18 protein-coding genes are annotated in these 17,462 nt (G+C 49.8%); 10 read left to right on the top strand and 8 right to left on the bottom strand.

What is annotated here, in order from left to right; all coding sequences use genetic code 11:
• Positions 1–10 precede the first annotated feature (10 nt).
• Positions 11–1,009 carry an ABC transporter ATP-binding protein gene (locus ACZ5PW_RS00240; protein ID WP_464556904.1) on the bottom strand — a complete coding sequence of 333 codons (999 nt, stop codon included), beginning with the start codon at positions 1,007–1,009 and terminating at the stop codon, positions 11–13.
• A gap of 157 nt (positions 1,010–1,166) precedes the next feature.
• On the bottom strand, positions 1,167–2,195 hold the full coding sequence (locus tag ACZ5PW_RS00235; RefSeq protein WP_464556902.1) for a hypothetical protein: 1,029 nt from the start codon (positions 2,193–2,195) through the stop codon (positions 1,167–1,169).
• 138 nt (positions 2,196–2,333) lie between these two features.
• On the opposite strand from ACZ5PW_RS00235, the gene ACZ5PW_RS00230 reads away from it, so the two are divergent.
• A complete protein-coding gene (locus tag ACZ5PW_RS00230) occupies positions 2,334–3,395 on the top strand; it encodes an aspartate/glutamate racemase family protein (RefSeq protein ID WP_464556901.1) in 1,062 nt (353 codons plus the stop codon).
• A gap of 88 nt (positions 3,396–3,483) precedes the next feature.
• Here ACZ5PW_RS00230 and ACZ5PW_RS00225 read toward each other — a convergent pair whose 3' ends face one another.
• Positions 3,484–3,717, bottom strand: coding sequence for a hypothetical protein (locus tag ACZ5PW_RS00225; RefSeq protein ID WP_464556899.1), 234 nt, complete (start codon positions 3,715–3,717; stop codon positions 3,484–3,486).
• A 104-nt stretch (positions 3,718–3,821) separates the two neighbouring features.
• On the bottom strand, positions 3,822–4,253 hold the full coding sequence (locus ACZ5PW_RS00220) for a Fur family transcriptional regulator (protein WP_464556898.1): 432 nt from the start codon (positions 4,251–4,253) through the stop codon (positions 3,822–3,824).
• Between the two features lie 205 nt (positions 4,254–4,458).
• Between ACZ5PW_RS00220 and ACZ5PW_RS00215 the strand changes: the two genes are divergently transcribed.
• From ACZ5PW_RS00215 to ACZ5PW_RS00180, 8 genes are all read left to right on the top strand, one after another.
• Entirely contained in the window at positions 4,459–4,791 is a 333-nt protein-coding gene (locus tag ACZ5PW_RS00215) for a hypothetical protein (RefSeq protein ID WP_464556897.1), read from the top strand.
• 167 nt (positions 4,792–4,958) lie between these two features.
• Complete coding sequence (locus tag ACZ5PW_RS00210) at positions 4,959–7,157, top strand: heavy metal translocating P-type ATPase (protein WP_464556895.1); 2,199 nt, start codon at positions 4,959–4,961, stop codon at positions 7,155–7,157.
• Positions 7,144–7,458, top strand: a complete 315-nt coding sequence (locus ACZ5PW_RS00205; RefSeq protein WP_464556894.1) for an HMA2 domain-containing protein — start codon at positions 7,144–7,146, stop codon at positions 7,456–7,458. The genes ACZ5PW_RS00210 and ACZ5PW_RS00205 overlap by 14 nt, the downstream gene beginning before the upstream one ends.
• 40 nt (positions 7,459–7,498) lie before the next feature.
• Positions 7,499–8,272 (top strand): hypothetical protein, encoded by a 774-nt coding sequence (locus tag ACZ5PW_RS00200; RefSeq protein WP_464556893.1) that lies wholly within the window; start codon positions 7,499–7,501, stop codon positions 8,270–8,272.
• A gap of 6 nt (positions 8,273–8,278) precedes the next feature.
• Positions 8,279–8,608 carry a YtxH domain-containing protein gene (locus tag ACZ5PW_RS00195; RefSeq protein WP_464556891.1) on the top strand — a complete coding sequence of 110 codons (330 nt, stop codon included), beginning with the start codon at positions 8,279–8,281 and terminating at the stop codon, positions 8,606–8,608.
• A gap of 51 nt (positions 8,609–8,659) precedes the next feature.
• Positions 8,660–8,938 carry a hypothetical protein gene (locus ACZ5PW_RS00190; RefSeq protein ID WP_464556888.1) on the top strand — a complete coding sequence of 93 codons (279 nt, stop codon included), beginning with the start codon at positions 8,660–8,662 and terminating at the stop codon, positions 8,936–8,938.
• Positions 8,935–11,064 carry a heavy metal translocating P-type ATPase gene (locus ACZ5PW_RS00185; protein WP_464556885.1) on the top strand — a complete coding sequence of 710 codons (2,130 nt, stop codon included), beginning with the start codon at positions 8,935–8,937 and terminating at the stop codon, positions 11,062–11,064. The genes ACZ5PW_RS00190 and ACZ5PW_RS00185 overlap by 4 nt, the downstream gene beginning before the upstream one ends.
• Entirely contained in the window at positions 11,061–11,780 is a 720-nt protein-coding gene (locus tag ACZ5PW_RS00180) for a FeoA domain-containing protein (protein WP_464556882.1), read from the top strand. Before ACZ5PW_RS00185 ends, ACZ5PW_RS00180 begins: the two co-directional genes overlap by 4 nt.
• A 103-nt stretch (positions 11,781–11,883) precedes the next feature.
• Here the strand turns inward: ACZ5PW_RS00180 and panF are convergent, their stop codons facing one another.
• Together panF and ACZ5PW_RS00170 are read right to left on the bottom strand one after the other, a co-directional pair.
• A complete protein-coding gene (gene panF, locus ACZ5PW_RS00175; RefSeq protein WP_464556881.1) occupies positions 11,884–13,362 on the bottom strand; it encodes a sodium/pantothenate symporter in 1,479 nt (492 codons plus the stop codon).
• Complete coding sequence (locus ACZ5PW_RS00170) at positions 13,359–13,664, bottom strand: YhdT family protein (protein WP_464556880.1); 306 nt, start codon at positions 13,662–13,664, stop codon at positions 13,359–13,361. The genes panF and ACZ5PW_RS00170 overlap by 4 nt, the downstream gene beginning before the upstream one ends.
• A 451-nt stretch (positions 13,665–14,115) precedes the next feature.
• Here ACZ5PW_RS00170 and ACZ5PW_RS00165 point away from each other — a divergent pair, with 451 nt between their 5' ends.
• Positions 14,116–14,868: a hypothetical protein gene (locus tag ACZ5PW_RS00165; protein WP_464556879.1), complete on the top strand. Its 753-nt coding sequence runs from the start codon at positions 14,116–14,118 to the stop codon at positions 14,866–14,868.
• A gap of 78 nt (positions 14,869–14,946) precedes the next feature.
• On the opposite strand, the gene ACZ5PW_RS00160 is transcribed toward ACZ5PW_RS00165, so the two are convergent.
• Together ACZ5PW_RS00160 and betB are read right to left on the bottom strand one after the other, a co-directional pair.
• Entirely contained in the window at positions 14,947–15,891 is a 945-nt protein-coding gene (locus ACZ5PW_RS00160; protein WP_464556877.1) for a glycine betaine ABC transporter substrate-binding protein, read from the bottom strand.
• An 87-nt stretch (positions 15,892–15,978) separates the two neighbouring features.
• On the bottom strand, positions 15,979–17,454 hold the full coding sequence (gene betB, locus ACZ5PW_RS00155; protein WP_464556876.1) for a betaine-aldehyde dehydrogenase: 1,476 nt from the start codon (positions 17,452–17,454) through the stop codon (positions 15,979–15,981).
• Positions 17,455–17,462: the final 8 nt, after the last annotated feature.

The following is a 17,462-nucleotide window of genomic DNA, read 5'->3' as shown; positions in this document are numbered from 1 at the left end:
CAGACATAGGCTAGTGGGGGATATGCAACCAGCATCTGACTGCGTGGCCGCTGTTTATTTCGGTGAGATCCGGCTCTTTTTCAGCACAGACCGGCAGGGCCCTTGGGCATCTTTCCCTGAATTTGCAGCCCTGCGGAAGGTTGTAAAGACTGGGAACCATCCCTTTGATCTCATTAAGGCGTTCAAATTTGCCCGCGGTTCTGCGTCCCAGAACGGGAGTGGAGTTGAGCAGACCCTTGGTATAAGGATGGAGGGTGTTCTCGAAAAGTTCTATAGTGTCCGCCTGTTCCACAACTTTTCCTGCATACATAACCACAATGGAGTCGGCTGTTTCGGCGATGACTCCCAGGTCATGGGTGATCATTTCAACCGCAGTCCCAAAGTCATCCTTGAGTTTCATGATAAGATCGATGATCTGCGCCTGAACGGTAACGTCCAATGCTGTGGTCGGTTCGTCCGCAATAAGTACTTCAGGGTCACAGGAAAGTGCCATGGCGATCATGACCCTCTGGCGCATTCCGCCGGAAAGCTGGTGCGGGTATTCCTTTACTCTGGCCTCGGGAGCAGGAATCTGCACCTTGGAGAGCATTTCCACTGAGGCGTCCAGAGCGTCCTTTTTGCTCATGTTCCTGTGGATAAGGAACATCTCGGACAGTTGATCGCCAACGGTGAATACCGGATTAAGGGAGCTCATGGGTTCCTGAAAGATCATTGAGATTCTGTTGCCCCGTATGTGACGCATCTCCTGCATGGTGAGCTTGGTGAGATCTTTGCCGTCAAACAGGATTTCACCGCCCACGATTTTTCCGGGAGGGCATGGAACAAGCCTCATCACGGACTGTGCGGTTACACTTTTCCCGCATCCCGATTCGCCCACGACTCCCATTACCTGTCCCTCTGAAAGAGAAAAGGTGGCCCCGTCAACGGCCTTGGCCGTGCCGTCAGAGGAAAAAAAGTGGGTCTGGAGATTCTTTATCTGCAGGATTTCTTTTTTGTTAATTTGCTTCATTGAACGGGTCTCGTGTGTCTAGCGGTGTAACTGAAATGTCAAATTAGTAAAAAAGTTAAGCTTTAGTCAAACAGAAATACTTCCTTTGGTTGAAAAAAAAATTAAACCTGTGAGCTTAAGGTAGTTTTGACGGGGGCTGAGCGTGATTTACAGTTTTTTAAAAAAGCTTGAAGCCGGGGGTGTCCATTAACTCTTCAAAGGATTCTTCGAAGACATGCCCGACATTCCAGCGGGCGAATTTTGCGGAAACAAAGTCTTTGAATACTAAAGGATTTTTGCGGTCTTCGTCAGGCACTATTGCTTTGTCGCACATGCGTATTTCTTCCTTGAAAAGGCTCAGCATGCCGGGAGCACTGGTGGAAAATCCTTCAAGATTGTGCTGGTCATATGGGTTGTTGAAAGTGTGGCGCGTGTTGCCGGTGAAGTTGAGTGCGGGCTTACTGCCGTCTGCGTCCTGAACCAGAAATTCGAAAATGGAACAGCGGTTTGTGATCAACAGCTTATGCTGGTCAGGAAACTTAATCGCGCAGGATGCAGCATTTGCCATGTACTGGGAGAAAAGCTGCAGCTTGCCCATATCCTCATCAGCAATGCAGCGCGTAATCACTTTATCAAGGCTTTCATCAAGGCACTGGCGGCACATGTATGTGATTATCTTGTGTCCTTTCTCGCAGTTTTCTTCAAAAAGACGCAGCCTTTCACGGACAACATTCCCGGTGAGTTCGTAAAGGAAACGCTCAGCTTCTCCGTCCAGTTCAAGCTGGAATTCTTTCATCATGTAGAGTCTGTGGGGTTGGTAGATGCCGCTGGGCACGTCTTTGACCACTATCTTTGTTCCGCCTATCTGCTCGAAGACAACCAGCATCAACTCAAAGTAGAGCCTGTCGTAGTGGGGCATCAGCGGCCCTTCGACTTTTCGTTTCCTGTTATTGTTAAGTATTGCCGGAATGTCGTGCTTGTTCAGGGGTTGGTAGTCATATTCGGCTAATACTTTATTGATGTCCGCTATGCGCTGGTTCAGAGCCAGTAGAATTGAAGCAATTTTGTCCTTTCCGGGATGGTTGATCATGTTCTTACTGAGCTTTGTCAGGTAAGTGTTTGAAACTCCGGAAAGTTTACTGATGCTGTTAAGGTTCAGGCCGCTGTCGCTGATGATATCAGTGAGGGTGTCTGGATATTTTCTCATGTCTCGGTGGGGTTCTTGGTTGATTGCGGTTCAAGTTAGTTGTATCGGTGTTAACAAAAAAAGTAATAAAGGTTAAATTTTATTTACACTGTGTTTTTTTGAATGACTTAAAAATGTAAAAAAGGTTTATTCATATCAATGAACAGCAAAGATAAAGTGACAGGTATTATCGGCGGTCTGGGCAATGAGGCAATGGTGGATCTGGTGCAGAAAATACTTGAGGTTCCGGGGCACGAAAGTAAATCCTTTGTGGTTTATGGAAACTCGCGTCTGGCTTATAAGCCTGAAGAGGTTTCCAGAGTCTGGCAGCCGGATGATGAACCGGAGTTGCGCAAACATGCCACAGCAGTACATACCGCCAGAATAATGCAGTCAATGGGATGCGGAGCTGTCGGGCTGGCCTGCAACAGCGCGCATGAACTTTTTCGGGAAGTCTTTGCAGATATCCCGGTTCATTTTGTGGATATGATTCATGAAACCGCACGCACTATGGCTGACTCAAAGGGCAGGGTTCTTGTGCTCGGAGTCACCAGTCTTGTGGAGTCCGGGCTTTACCAGAAAGCTCTGGAGCGGTACGGGGTGGAAGCGGTGAAGGCCTCACCCGAGAATCAGGAAAAAGTCATGGCTGCGATTTATGATACCGGGTTTGGTATAAAGACGGCTCAGATTACAGATGAGGCACAGGGACTGCTGTGCGATGTAATAAATGAAGAGTATTCCCGGCAGGGCTGCAGAAGTGTGGTTCTCGGTTGTACCGAGCTGCCGCTGGCATTGACTGCTCAAAGCTGTGCCCGATTCAAGGAAAAAGGGCTTATTCCTGAGGATGTGAGTGTTGTGGATGCTTCAGCTGTTCTGGCTCGCCGCCTGGTAGAAACTGAATTCACCGCGCAGTCTGTAAAACCGGATCTGACTCTGCCGGAGCATGTCGACTGGTTTCCGCCCGCGGCTTTTAGGCTTCCGTCAGTTAAAGATGTTGTCAGGGTCCAGAATAATGTAATTGATTTGACTGTTCGATTTTTGAAAGCGAAAGGGCGTTCAATAGAGGGAAGCTACATGCACCTTCCAACTCTTTTTATTACCGGGGAGGTTACCGGTTTCGAAGATAGCTTATCCGAACTGGAAGTCGGGATTATTGATGCGGAAGACAATCTTGCAGCCCGGCTTGAACCATTTTTCCAGCAGCACTTTTCCACAGTATAGGACCATATCCAGCTAACAGCTGAATTGAAATAGGCGTTGGTTTTAACACTAAAACCGACGCCTTATTCATTGCTAATTTATCCTTTCCTCAGGATTCCACGCCTTTTGCCATATCCGCCTTTGCTTCATCCACAAGTCGGGAAACTTCATTCCGGGCGCACGAGTATTTACTTTCAGCCCAGTTGCCGACTTTCACAACTCCTTTCACCGTGTTTCTGGCCGCAGGGCGCACTCCGCCTGATTTGTAAATTGCATAAGCCGCAACACCGACAACGGTTGCTGTAGTTGAAACCAGAAACAGTCTTCCCAGATTAAAACTCATATTTGTAGCCTCCGACTTTGTTTTTTAATGTTATAATAAGCCAAGTATTCTTTTTTGGGAAGCTTTTGCAAATCATGCGAATGAAAACAAGTTGCAGGGCTGTTTTATTGGGGTCGGCAGTCAGGGCATATACCGTATAGAATCATTTTGTGCCGGTTGAGAGTGAAGCCGTTTCTCTTGGCGAGTTTTTCCTGCAACTCTTCAATCCGTTCATCAAGCACTTCCAGCTGCTTTCCACAAATGGAGCATATAAGATGGTCATGGTGGTTACGGTTGTGCCTGCATTCGTAACGGGTCACGCCGTCACCAAAGTCGAGAGGTTCTGCAATCCCGCTTTCAGCAAGCAGCTTGACAGTTCTGTAAACCGTTGCCTGGCTGATGCCCGGGTCCCTTTTGCTTACAGCCATATACAATTCCTCGCTTGAGTAATGGTCCTCCAGGCTGTTCAGGAAAACTTCCAGTACGACCCTGCGTTGCTCAGTTGCAGCCATGTTGTTTCTGGATAGATAGTCCAGAAATGTTTTTTGCGGGCTCACAATTTATTTCCTCCGGATTGATTGCTTTCTTGAAAATGATGTTGATATTTATTTCCATTTGATATTGGTTGTCAATATATCCTTTGAGGATCGGTATGAATCAGTGCAATTGAAATTCAATGGTGCAATTTTCTGATATTTTGATAATAAGGTAAGAGCATAGACAGATATGAAGGTTTTTTAAATTTATAGGAAAGGAGCAAAAATGGCTACTAAACCAGTAAGAGTTCTGCCATTGGCCACGGTTTCGGCCGGTGCCACAGGAGCATTGGTGGGTGGAACAGTGGCAGCTGTTCGGGGAACAGTTGCTGTAAAAGAAGGTCGGATGACAAAATGCGAAGCAGCCAAAGCTGTTGCAACTGAATCTGCAGGAACCGGACTGGCCACTGCTACCGGTGTCGCGGTAACCGGACTGATAGGGATTGGCGGACTGGCTGGTCTCCTAAGCTTCACGGTAGTTGCGACCGGAGCTAAAATACTCTGGGACAAGGCTGTTCCCGCTTTTCCTGAACAAAAGCAGCTGGCGGTAGAAGAGTGATCCAGCTGCTGATGCAGGTATTCAAATCCGGCCTGCTATTTTAAATGGGCCGGATTTAACTGCAGTAGAAGGTTAAGTTAAAATTTGGTTGACAAAGGAACGATCAAATCTGTACTGCTTTTGCTGACTTTGAGATTAAATGTCAATTTCAAAAAAAGAGACTGCAAGTGAGAAGAAAACAGAAAAAGGCCAGTGTGAAGCATTCCATTCCTGGTCGAATCAGGTTGAGAGTTCCTGTGCTTAAGCGCAACAGCGTTCTGTGCAGCTCTTTTGAGAAGGCACTGGAAAGGACTGTAGGGGTTAGGCATACCCGCTCAAACGTCAAATGTGCATGTGTGGTTGTGGAGTACGATCCAAACCAGACCAGCGAGGAGCACGTTTTTGATACAGTTCTGGAACTGGTCTCTGTGCATACCGCGGAAGTCTGTCCTATCCGGGATAAATCCGAATGCGGCTGTCCTGAGGTCGGAAAGGCCGCAAGGCACTTTGCTTTTGTCTCCGCTGTGGGCGGGGCCGTTCTTGTAAGCGAGACCCTGCTAGGAATAACGATTGCCCAGACTTTGTTCAGTCCGCTCGGAATCCTGACGGTGATTGCAGCAGCACCGCTTGTCAAAGAGGCTGTTGATAAAGTCAGAGACAGAAAATTCGGACTGGAAGGGATACTCGCGGGCGGTATTATCGCGGCTGTCGTTGCAGGGGAGGCCATGACAGCTTTTGAAATCCTCTGGATTACAGCCGGAGCTGAACTTCTCACCGCATGGATTACAGAACGATCACGCCAGGCTATTTCGGGAATTCTTGATAATACAACCCACCATACTTTCATTGTCAGGGACGGTGTTGAAATAGAGGTTGAGGTTGGCGATCTGAGTGTCGGCGACATTGTTGTTCTTCATACCGGAGAAAAAATCTGCGTGGACGGAACAGTGGTAGACGGTCAGGGTCTCATTAACGAGGCTCCGATTACCGGGCGTGCCGACTTTGTACACAAGCAGAAGGATGATCAGGTTTTCGCCGGAACATTTGTGCGTGAAGGCGTAATCTATGTCAGAGCGGAAGAAGTGGGAGATACTACCTATCTGGCCCGCATTCTTCATAAGGTGGAAGACTCCCTTGAGAACAAGACCGAAATTGAATCAACGGCTGATAAACTGTCAGTCCGGTTGGTTAAGATCGGTTTCGTTGCCACAGTGGGAACTCTGGTACTGACTTTCGACCCTTGGCGCGCCTTTACAGTTCTGCTGGTTATGGCCTGTCCATGCGCAACCATACTTTCCGCCTCAACACCTATCAGTGCCGCAATCAATACCGCCGCCCGAAACAATATACTGATTAAGGGTGGAAGATACCTTGAAGAAGTGGGTAAGTGCGATGTGGCCTGTTTTGACAAGACCGGTACACTCACCGGAAGTGAGCCGGTTCTGGAGCATATCCATACAGTTAAAGGTGTGGATGAGCAGGAACTGCTCACCTATGCCTTTTCTGTTGAGACCCACAACCACCACCCGTTGGCTCAGGCCATAAAGCATGAGGCAGAGTTACGTGAGCTGACTCCCATGTCACACACTGTGTGCGAATATTTTCTGGGTAAGGGCATGCGTGCGGAACTTCCGGTCGGCGAGGACGGTGTCACGGAGATCCTCGTGGGCAACAAAAAGCTTACAGAGCAGTATGATGTCCGTATCGGATCTCTCAGCAGGCAGGTTTCCGCGCTCAGGAACAAAGGACTCACCGTACTCTACGTTGTCAGGGACAGAGAGCCTGTTGGGTTGCTGGCTTTTGACAATCTCGTCCGTGAAGAGTCTGCCGTTGTGCTGACCTCACTTGAGATGGGAGGGGTTGAGCATTCGGTTCTGGTCACAGGAGATGAGCCTTCCACAGCAAAGAGCCTTGCCGAAGCGTTGGGCATTGATGAGATCCATGCTTCTGCCATGCCTGAGGAGAAGGCCGCGCTGGTCAGGCGTCTGCAGTCCGAGGGGGGCAAGGTACTGATGGTGGGGGACGGTATCAACGATGCTCTGGCTCTGGCTCAGGCTGATGTTGGCGTTGCCATGGGAACAGGGGGAGCGGAAGTTGCTGTTGAAGCAGCCGACATAGCTCTTGTTAACGATGACTTGAACGGGCTTACCTATGTACAGCAACTCAGTCAGGATACAGTAAAGATAGCTCACCAGAATTTCTGGCTGGCAACCGGGTCCAACATCGCAGGTGTAATCATGGGTGCTACGGGGATTATGTCCCCGGTGATGGCCGGTTTCCTGCACATCGTCCACACCCTGGGCGTAATCGGAAACTCTTCAAGGCTGCTTCGTCATGAGCCCAGAAAAGTAGAAATACAGGAAGGTAAATTAGATGGATTTTCGTAAACTGGTGGAACTTGAAAAGTATCTGGAAGTGGCTCACCACGTGCCCGGCCGGATGAGGGTCAGGTTCAGTCCCCTTATCCTGACCAGACCGGTCGCACTCGCGGCCATGAAGGAACATTGCGAACTGCCTCCGGCCATACATTCCACAAGGGTTAATATGTCTGCACGATCAGTGGTTATTGAGTACGATCCGGAAGCAATTCCACCTGATGTAGTTGAAGAGCTTATTCAGGGTAAGGATAAAGATAGAAAAGCCGAGCTCGTCAGAAATCTATACGAAAAACTGATGAGTATGAATTGATATTGAAAATTAAAATTTATTTTATCAGGAGATGATAATCATGAGTGAGAACACACAGATTCCGACTGATGCTGCAGCTAAGCAGCCTGTGACTTCCCAGCCTGTGATGGGGCCGGACATGGGACAGCCCCATTTTTCCTATACCACGCCGGGGGATCCTTATCAGGGAGCTCCTGTCTCTGGGGCGGAGCAGGCAGCACCGCAGACTGAGGGCGGGCAGCCTTCATACCAGCCGATGCAGCAACCCGTGTATGCCCAGCCTGTATATCAGCAGCCTGTACAACAGCCGATGCAGCAACCCGTGTACGGTCAGCCTGTATATCAGCAGCCTGTACAACAGCCGATGCAGCAACCCGTGTACGGTCAGCCTGTATATCAGCAGCCTGTGCAACAGCCGATGCAGCAGCCCGTGTATGGTCAGCCTGTATATCAGCAGCCTGTGCAACAGCCGATGCAGCAGCCCGTGTATGGCCAGCCTGTACAGCAGCCCGCTCAGGCAACCTCAGAAGAGCAGGTAAAGCAGTTTGTCGACCTGGTAAAAGATACTGCGGACGGCAAAGCTGATCCGTCTAGTTTCTTGAATTTTTTCAATGGTATTGATGATAATTTCTGGAAGGGTCTTCTGGTTGGCGCCGGTGTTACTTTTCTGTGCACCAGCTCAACTGTCCGTTCCATTTTCGCATCCGGTTCCGCAGGCCTGTTTGGAAATAAAGAGGAAATGTCAGCCGAGGAAGCCGAAAGGCTTGAAGATCTCAAGGCTGAAGAAGCATATAAGGCCGCTCAGGCCGCAAAAGCGGCGGAAGCCGGGGAGTAGTTTAAAATGAGTCAGGACTATAAAAACGAATACGTCTACTACTATCAGGACCCTAATCAGGCTTATTACCAGCAGGTTCAGCCGGTACAGCAGCCTCAGCCTGCACAGACTCCTGTGGATCAGTCAACTTCCCTTAAAAGCTGGGTTGATGTGACTGACTCCCGCTATTTAAAGGGATTTCTGGTCGGGGCAGGAGTGGCTGCTGTCGCTTCCAATCCCAAGGTCCAGAAGGCTGTGGTTTCCGGGGCGGTTAAGCTCTGGGCTGCGGTTCAGGGTGGCATTGAGGAAGCCAAGGAAAAGGTTCAGGACATCAAGGCTGAAGTCAGTCAGGACTAATCTTTTACATTTCTCCGGTCCGGTTTAAATCGGGCCGGAGCCATAAAAAATATGAACTGTATGCCGGAGCAGTCCGCGAAGACTGCCGAAAAAAAAAGCAAAGGTTCCCGGAAACCGTTTCGCCAGTGCAAGGACTGTCCGCTCAAGCCGAACAAAACGCGAACGGCCGCTAAAGTAGGGATGGTCGCTACTCTCGGAGTCTCCGCGGCTTCCGGGATACTGAAATTCAAGGGAGCCAAACCCCTGCATCTCTGGGCTTCCGTGGCCTTTGTCGGGTTCACCGCCCTGCACTGGGTGGTGTCTAAAAAATCAGTAAGGATGACCAAATGACGGGAATGCCCCTTCGCGAAAACAGATTTGATATTGTCCATGAGCTGCCCCGCAGGATCAGATTTAAGTCCCTGATAATGCTGGCTCCTAATCTGGACCTGCGCTATCTGCAGGCCAGCGTGGAGGCAGTGGAGGGAGTTAAGTCGGCAACGGTTAACAGTCGGGCTATGTCCATGGTTGTGGAGTATAACGGCGAACAGGATACCCGTGCGGCAATTTTAAATACTCTTGAATTCATCCCCGATGAAGCTTTCATGGAAGATGGTGAGCATGAGCATGCCGCTGATCTGCTTGAAGTGGGTGCTCGTTCAGCAGTGGCGGCGGCAACCCCTTTTCTGCCGCTTCCGGTTCAGGCCGCAACAAGCTGGATGCTGGCTCTGCCGGGAATAGTGAATGGTGTAGAGACTCTCTTCAGCCGGGGAGTCAAGATTGAAGTCCTGGATGGAACCGTCAAAGCCCTGTCCCTTCTGCGTGGTGACTACTTTACCGCCAACTCAGTAGGTGCTCTGCTCAGTCTGGGTGAATATCTGGAAGAGCAGGCAGAACAGAAATCCACTGACCTGCTTAAAACCCTTCTGAAACCGCAGGTTGAAAAAGTCTGGATTGAGAAAGAAGGCCGTGAGGTTGAAATCGATTTCAAGGAACTTGAGTCCGGGGATGTTGTTGTCTGCGGAGTAGGGGAACTTATTCCCGTGGAAGGAACTGTTGTTGAGGGTGACGGTCTGGTGAATCAGAGTTCAATAACCGGAGAATCCCTGCCTGTGCATTTTCAGCCCGGAGATACCACTCTTTCCGGAGCCGTGGTTGAAGAGGGAACCCTCAAGATCAGGGCAGACAAGGTCGGTTCCGAAACCGGAATGGCACGGATCAACAGATTTCTTGAAAGTTCTCTGCGGTCCCAGTCCAAAAACCAGGTCGAGTCCGCTGAACTTGCCGATAAGCTGGTTCCGCTCACTTTTGGTACAGGACTCGGAGTCTATGCACTGACCGGTGATGCCGGACGTGCTGCTTCCGTTCTTACCGTGGACTATTCCTGCGCCATTAAACTTTCCACCCCTGTAGCCACCAGAACATCAATGTACTCGGCAAGTCAGGCCGGAGTTTTGCTTAAAGGCGGACAGGCCCTTGATAATCTGGCCGCCATTGACACACTGGTATTTGATAAAACCGGAACCCTGACCAAGGGAGAATTGAAAGTCACCGAACTGGTTCCCATGCCGCTGTTTGAGGAGGAAGAGCTTCTCGCCATTGCTGCCGGAGCCGAAGAACATTATGACCATCCGGTAGCCCGGGCCGTTGTGAACGAGGCGAAGGAACGGAAAGTGGAAATGCCCCATGTCAGTGGAGTCGATTTCATCGTGGCTCACGGTGTTTCCGCTTATGTTGATGGAAAGCGGGTTCTGGTCGGCAGTCAACACTTTGTGGAAGAGGACGAGGGAATTGATTGTTCCTACATGGAGAAAAAAGCCCGTCAGCTTCGTAATGCCGGAGAAAGCCTGCTTTTTGTGGCAATGGATGGCGAGCTTATCGGAATCATCGCAATGGTTGACGAAATCAAGCCGGAGGCACTTGAGACTCTTGAAGCATTCAAGGCTGCCGGAATCAGGCGCATCGAAATACTCACCGGGGACCACAGGTCCACCGCTCAGGCTCTTGCTGCCAAACTCCCGCCTGTTGACGCCGTTCATTGGGAACTGAAACCTGAGGACAAGGCTTCAATTGTACGGGAACTCAAAGAGGGCGGCGCAAAGGTCGGTTTTGCCGGTGACGGCGTAAATGATACTCCTGCACTGGTCTGCGCTGATGTGGGGATATGCATGCCCACCGGAGCAGACCTTGCACGGGAATCCGCGCAGGTTGTCATGCTGAGTGATGATATGCGGACTCTGGTGGAGGCTCACCGTATTGCGGTCACAAACCGGGAAACTCTTAAAAACTGCCTCTGGTCTGCTGTTGTCATCAATTCCGCCACTCTGCTGCTGGCGGGTATGGGAACCATCTCCACCCTTGCGGCGGCCATGACTCATAACCTCAGTACAGTCGGAATTCTGGGGTATGCGGCAATGAAAACCTCTTCCACCTCATTTCAGCCGGAACTTTCTGAATCGGTAAAGGAGATCGCATGACGACTGTTGTTTCTTTAGATAAAGCCCCCGTTGAAAAACCGCTGATGCTTATGGCTTTCGGTTGTGAATCCCTGCGGAATAGGCTTGAGCGTATGGGAGTTCACAAAGGTTCTGAACTCGAAGTCATGTCTGAGGATTCTGTACAGCATCCTGTAAGAATCAAAGGTCCTGAAGGGGAAGTGCTTCTTGCCGCGGGCATGGCTTCCAAGGTTATTGTACACCATGATGACGGGCATAAAACTCCTGTCTTCGAGATGCATCCCGGAGAGACTGGCCATGTTGAAGGTCTGATCGCGGGTTCATCCCTTGAGAAAAGCCTAAAAATATTGGGTATTAAAGAAGGTGATAACGTTGAGCTGATCCGTTGCCTGCCTCCCATGGAATACTATTCAGTGGTGGATGGCAGACAGATCAGGATAACCGAGGGCATGGCCGCCAAAGTCTGGGGGGAGTGCGATTCATACCCCTGTCAGCTTGCTGTCTGCGGGAAAGGGCGTACCTTTGAGGTAAAAGAGATTCTTGGAGGAATCCGGGCTGTTCAGACAATTGAATCTGCGGGTATAAAAGTGGGCGCCAGCATCGTTCTTGAAAAGGTTCAGCCGGCCAGAAATATTCGGATGACCGAGGGTGAGCGGATTGTTATAAGAACCCGTGAAGGACTGCGTCTGCATTTGCGTACTGATCAGGCCGCGTGCCTGCAGGTTCAGGAACTTTAGGTAAATACCTTACAGGATAAACTTGTTGATTCTGTATACAATTTTGGAATCAGTAGTATAAAACGGCCCGGAGATGAAACAGATCCGGGCCGTTTTTAAATTGCTATGCTTGGTCTTTGCTTATTGAAGTTGTCCTTTCATTCCCGGCCCCGGCATACGAACCCAGTATGAAAGTCCCGATTGCTACCACTGTGGTGGGAACGATGGCATGAACCCCGCCCATGGCCGGTTTCATTATGGTCAGGGTGACAAAAGTCGCCACACCGCAGACTATTGATGTCAATGCTCCGGTGGAATTCCCTTTTTCCCAATAAAGGCCGAGCACAATGGGGCAGAGGAAAGTCGCTTCCAGACCACCGAAAGCGAAGAGGTTGATCCAGACCAGCAGATCCGGCGGTTCAAGGGCGGCGATGAAAACCATAAGCCCTATTACCACCGTGGTGATCAGGCTCATCTTTTTAAGGCTGGTCACCGGCATTTTTGAAGCATCACCTTTCAGGCGGTAGTGAATGTAAAGGTCCTTGATAATGGCGGCGGAAACCAGAAGCAGCATGGAGTCCACTGTGGACATGATCGCTGCCAATGGTCCGGCTATGAACACGCCTGCCCAGATCGGTGATAGGAGCTCCACTATAAGGGTGGGCATGGCCAGATCTCCGGCAGGAAGCTCAGGAAAGACCGCCCTTCCCATGGCTCCGGCAAGGTGGGCACAGAGGATCATGAACCCGATAAGCAGGGTTCCGATAACCATGGCGTCATGCATTGCTTTGGAGTCTCTGTATCCCATACACCGCTGAGTGGTCTGGGGAAGGCCAAGAACGCCTATACCAACCAGAACCCAGAAGGAAAGGGTGAAAGGCTGTGGGACTGCATTATCCGGTCCGGTCGGGGTTATGAGCCCCGGATCAATATCTTTGAGGGTTCCGATGCATTGCTCGACTCCGCCTCCGGCTTTAATCACCGCCAGAAGTACAACCACCACTGCCACAACCATGACAATGCCCTGAATCGCATCTGTGAGAACAACAGCCCGGAATCCGCCAACAGCGGTGTAGAGAACTACGCTGATACCGAAAAGAGCCAGTCCTACCTCATAGGGGTAGCCGCTGACAGTCTGGAAGAGCCTTGCTCCTCCTATAAACTGGGCCAGCATTGCGGCCATGAAGAATACGATGAGTGCAATAGAGCAGAGAATGACCACGGCATCACTTTTATAGCGCGCACGCAGGAAGTCTGTGATTGTAACAGATTGTGTTTTGCGGGCCATGATGGCGAAGCGTTTGCCGAGAACTCCGAGAGTAAAAAAAGTCGTGGGAACCTGAATCATTGCCAGCAGGACCCAGCTCAGCCCCAGTCTGTAAGCTACTCCGGGGCCTCCCACGAAGCTGCTGGCGCTTGTATAGCTGGCGATGATTGTCATTGCGAGGACGAACCCGCCCATTGACCTTCCGCCGATGAAATAATCCTCAATAAACCCCTTGGAAGAACTGGATTCAGATTTTTGTCTGGCCCAAAGGGCTATCCCGATTGAAAAGGCCAGATAGATAACTACTGGAATTACGATTTCCATGGAGGTGTTCATTTTGCACCTCCGTTGGAATTCTGGCCAGCTCCGGATTCGGGTGGCTCAGCTTCCAGAGACATATCTTTGAATTTGAAGCGGACGATCGCCCAAAGCAGTACAGTAATGACCGGGTAGCCGATAATGCAGCTATAAAAGAACCATGCGGGAAAGCCCATGACGTAAGTATAATCATCAGGTGAGCCTTCGCCCATTCCGAAACCGAACACGTACCACCAGACGAAATATAGACCGTAAACCAGAAAAGCGAGCAGCGCTTCACGGTTGGCCTGTTTAAATCTAGGGTCCTGTTTTGTTTTCATTGAGTATCCCCTGTTTGTCCGGACCAGTGGTCCGGTAAATGTCGCGGCGTGGATTGAGTTTCTCCGGGGATTATAACATGGATAGGTTCATAAGTGACCCCCGGAAGCGTCGAGTGGTGTGTAGCGTCTTCGGGGGCAGTGTTCAAGTCTTTAAATCAGGGCTTGCTTTTTGGTGGCTGATTTTTTGAAATGAGGCTGAACTTGCATTTTCACAAGTTACTTATAGCCTAAACTTTACATGTCGATCGGTTTTGTCTATGAATCATCTACTTTTTTGATTAATTATAATTTGAGGTACTCACTAATGAAAAGGCTGTTTTTCGTATTGGTTATTTTAATGGTAGTCTGCCCATTGCCAAGCCGAAGTGAAAATTCAATTCCAGTCGCAGTATTACAGGAAACGTACAAAGAGTATGAAAGAATATATTCCCAGACCGGTACTCGCCCCTGTTTGCTCAATGATTTTAGAGGACTTGAAATTACCCGTACACTGGCGGATGTTATAATTGCTCAAAAGGCAATCAGGCTTGGTGGAATAAACTCGGATTTTGTTTATGAAATTGTTCCCAACAGCCGCAGAGCAACTGCTAATGCTGCCAATGGTCTTGTGGCTTTGTATGCTCATCAGCTGAATCTTCATACTCTTGATGTCCCGGGCTACAAGGAATCTTTTATGATTAGTGATCCGGTAACCAGATACGGAGAATTTCAAAAAGGTTTTTATTGCATGCCGGACAATGTCGAGTTGCTTTCTGCAACCACCGCAGAGGAGATTAATGAGCGGGGCAAGGGAATAGTCGGCCAGCATTGGAATAATGACAAGCTTGTGCTGGGAGATATGGGTATCACGAATGTCATTGATGCCCCTACATTTGAAAGCATGGTTAGAATGGTTGCCGCGGGGCGGGCAGATTGGATACCCTTGGAGATCTCAAATTCAAAAGATTTCAGCATGACAGTTAACGGCGTGCGGCTTGTTCCCATTCCGGGAATTAAGTTTTCACTTCTTGAAAGCAGACATTTTTTTGTTTCCAGAAATCATCCAGAAGGAAAGAGAGTATTCAGTGCAATGCAGATAGGCATTAAAAAGCTGCGAAAGCAGGGTTTCATCCGTAAAATACTTACTCAGGCAGGAATTTTTAATCCTAATACGGATTCATGGGAAATTTTAAATGCTGATAAAATGAAGAATGATGGCAGGTGACTTTGATTTTGTTACCAAAGTTAAAGGCCGGCTGTACAGCCGGCCTTTAACTTTACATTTCAGAAGAATAGATATCAGCTAGTTCAGGGATTTTTCAAAAGCCGGCAGGCCGGGCTTACCATCAATTGTGGTTACGCCTTCCAGCCACTTCTTATACAATTCGGGATGCTTTTTGACCCAGTCCATTCCTGCTTCTATTGGGGAGAGAGAGCTGTCTTTATACAGGGTGGTCATAATCTGGTTCATCATGGAAACCGGGAAGGTCATTTGTCTCAGGAGCTTTGTGGCATTGGGCTGTTCTTTTTCAAAACCTTTGCGGATGTTGGTCCAGACTGTGGCTGTACCGTCATTTCCGCCGAAAGTCTTTTCAGTGCTTCCTGTAAGGTAGGTCATATCAAGCCGTTCGTTCATGCTGTGAGGAGCCCAGCCTAGAAATACTATCCACTTATCATCGTTGGTGAAGGACTTGACCTGTGCAAGCATGCCCGCTTCACTGGAGGGGACCAGAGTGAACTTGCCAAGCCCGAACATATCGTTTTCAATCATGTTCAGAATAATGTCGTTCCCGTCATTACCTGCTTCGATTCCGTAGATTTTCCAGTCCAGCTTGTCGCCGAATTTAGCGATATCCTTGAAGTCCTTCAGGCCACCTTCCGCGCAGTATGAAGGAACTGCCAGTGTATATTTCGCACCCTTCATATTTGGGATAAATTTATCCACTGTACCGGCATTGAAATATTTTTCGGCAATGGATGTCTGTGAGGGCATCCAGTTGCCCATGAAAGCGTCAGCTTCACCGGTGGCCATTGCTTCATAGGCGATGGGTACGGAAACCAGAATGTTCTCGGCATCATAGCCGAGGCTTTCCAGAACGGATACGGCCAGATCGGTCTTGATTGTAACGCCTGTCCAGCCAACGCTGGCAATCTTGATTTTCTGGCTCGCACTGGCTGGAATGGAGAAAACAAATATCATTGCAACGAGAATGGCGACACCGAGAAGGCGTCTGTACGGGGCTAACATTATAACTCCTGGGTTGAAATTAAAGGGACGCGGAGCCGCCTCCCCCGGCAGCAGGGCGTCCCGCAAATCAGAAACCGGTCCGGCGCACTATGCGCCGAACCAGTTGATGGGGGTGGTTTTATGGTTGCGGAAAATATGTTTGACTTCAGTATACTCTTCCAGACCAAGACGGCCGAGCTCGCGGCCGAAGCCGGACTGCTTGTAGCCGCCCCACGGCGCCTGAACAAAATAAACATTGAAGTCGTTGACCCAGACCGTACCGAAGCGCAGAGCTTTGGATACACGTTCCATGCGGTCGGGATCACGGGTCCAGAATCCTGCTGAAAGACCGTAAACAGTGCTGTTTGCGCGTTCCACCACTTCTTCTTCGGTTTTGAACCGCTCCACAGTTATGACCGGGCCGAAAACTTCTTCCTGTACGATTCGCATGTCGTTTTCACAATTGATGAACAGGGTGGGCATATAAAAATAGCCGTCTTTGAGAGAGGGGTCAGTAGGGCGGCATCCGCCAAGAGCCAATTCCGCACCTTCTTTTTGGGCTATATCTATATATGATTCCACTTTACTCAGGTGATCAGCGGAAATTAGCGGTCCCATTTGTGTCTTTTCATCAAAGCCGTTCCCGACAACGATTTTTTCCATGCGTTCTTTCAGCGCGGAAACGAATCTGTCGTATATTCCGTCCTGAACCATGATGCGGGTTCCGGCAGAGCAGATCTGTCCGGCATGAAAGAAGACTCCGTTCAGGGCGTAATCGACCGCAAGGTCGAAATCAGCATCATCAAAAATGATGTTCGGATTTTTACCGCCAAGTTCGAGGGCCACTTTCTTAACATTATCAGCAGCCGAGCGCATGATGGTTTTACCGGTGGCAATTCCTCCGGTAAAAGAAATCAGGTCTACATCGTGATTCTCTGAAAGTTCAGCTCCAACTTCGGCTCCGGGACCCAGAACGGTGTTTACTACACCTGCGGGGAATCCCGCTTCTTCCGCCAGCTCGGTCACTTTGATTGTCGTCAGCGGAGTGATTTCGCTCGGCTTCATTACAATGGTACACCCGGCAGCGAGGGCCGGAGCCATTTTCCAGGAAGCCTGCAGCAGCGGGTAGTTCCAGGGCGAAATCTGACCGCACACACCGATGGGCTCACGGACGACCATGCTTGTGGAATCCGGGATGGGAGATTCTATGACTTCTCCTCCGTCCTTGTCGGCAAGCCCGGCGAAATAGCGGAATATCCCGGCTATATCATCCATATCCCAGCGGCTTTCCTCGACAGTTTTTCCGGTGTCGAGGCTTTCGAGTTCGGCAAGCTCTTCACGGTCTCTTTCGATGAGTTCGGCAAGCTTGAAAAGCAGCCGGCCTCTTTCAGCAGCCGGAGTCTGAGGCCAGCCGTCCTTGTCAAATGCTCTGCGCGCCGCGGCGATAGCTGCTATGCTGTCATCGCGGTCCCCTTCGGGGACCTCCGCGATGACAGACGCATTGAAAGGATTGAGAATTTCGCGTTTATTGCCGGAAGCGGCATCCACCCACTTTCCATCAATATACATCTGTTTGCGAATCATAATGATCT

It is taken from the genome of Maridesulfovibrio salinus, from assembly GCF_055394525.1.
The sequence above is the reverse complement of the archived record's forward strand: the minus strand, read 5'-3'. Positions and strand labels throughout refer to the sequence as shown.

What these genes read in the sequence shown, in the direction of transcription:
- ACZ5PW_RS00240 (WP_464556904.1), bottom strand. Translation starts at nt 1,009, where the DNA reads ATGAAGCAAATTAACAAAAAAGAAATCCTGCAGATAAAGAATCTCCAG.
- ACZ5PW_RS00235 (WP_464556902.1), bottom strand. Translation starts at nt 2,195, where the DNA reads ATGAGAAAATATCCAGACACCCTCACTGATATCATCAGCGACAGCGGC.
- ACZ5PW_RS00230 (WP_464556901.1), top strand. Translation starts at nt 2,334, where the DNA reads ATGAACAGCAAAGATAAAGTGACAGGTATTATCGGCGGTCTGGGCAAT.
- ACZ5PW_RS00225 (WP_464556899.1), bottom strand. Translation starts at nt 3,717, where the DNA reads ATGAGTTTTAATCTGGGAAGACTGTTTCTGGTTTCAACTACAGCAACC.
- ACZ5PW_RS00215 (WP_464556897.1), top strand. Translation starts at nt 4,459, where the DNA reads ATGGCTACTAAACCAGTAAGAGTTCTGCCATTGGCCACGGTTTCGGCC.
- ACZ5PW_RS00205 (WP_464556894.1), top strand. Translation starts at nt 7,144, where the DNA reads ATGGATTTTCGTAAACTGGTGGAACTTGAAAAGTATCTGGAAGTGGCT.
- ACZ5PW_RS00200 (WP_464556893.1), top strand. Translation starts at nt 7,499, where the DNA reads ATGAGTGAGAACACACAGATTCCGACTGATGCTGCAGCTAAGCAGCCT.
- ACZ5PW_RS00195 (WP_464556891.1), top strand. Translation starts at nt 8,279, where the DNA reads ATGAGTCAGGACTATAAAAACGAATACGTCTACTACTATCAGGACCCT.
- ACZ5PW_RS00190 (WP_464556888.1), top strand. Translation starts at nt 8,660, where the DNA reads ATGAACTGTATGCCGGAGCAGTCCGCGAAGACTGCCGAAAAAAAAAGC.
- ACZ5PW_RS00185 (WP_464556885.1), top strand. Translation starts at nt 8,935, where the DNA reads ATGACGGGAATGCCCCTTCGCGAAAACAGATTTGATATTGTCCATGAG.
- ACZ5PW_RS00180 (WP_464556882.1), top strand. Translation starts at nt 11,061, where the DNA reads ATGACGACTGTTGTTTCTTTAGATAAAGCCCCCGTTGAAAAACCGCTG.
- panF (WP_464556881.1), bottom strand. Translation starts at nt 13,362, where the DNA reads ATGAACACCTCCATGGAAATCGTAATTCCAGTAGTTATCTATCTGGCC.
- ACZ5PW_RS00170 (WP_464556880.1), bottom strand. Translation starts at nt 13,664, where the DNA reads ATGAAAACAAAACAGGACCCTAGATTTAAACAGGCCAACCGTGAAGCG.
- ACZ5PW_RS00160 (WP_464556877.1), bottom strand. Translation starts at nt 15,891, where the DNA reads ATGTTAGCCCCGTACAGACGCCTTCTCGGTGTCGCCATTCTCGTTGCA.
- betB (WP_464556876.1), bottom strand. Translation starts at nt 17,454, where the DNA reads ATGATTCGCAAACAGATGTATATTGATGGAAAGTGGGTGGATGCCGCT.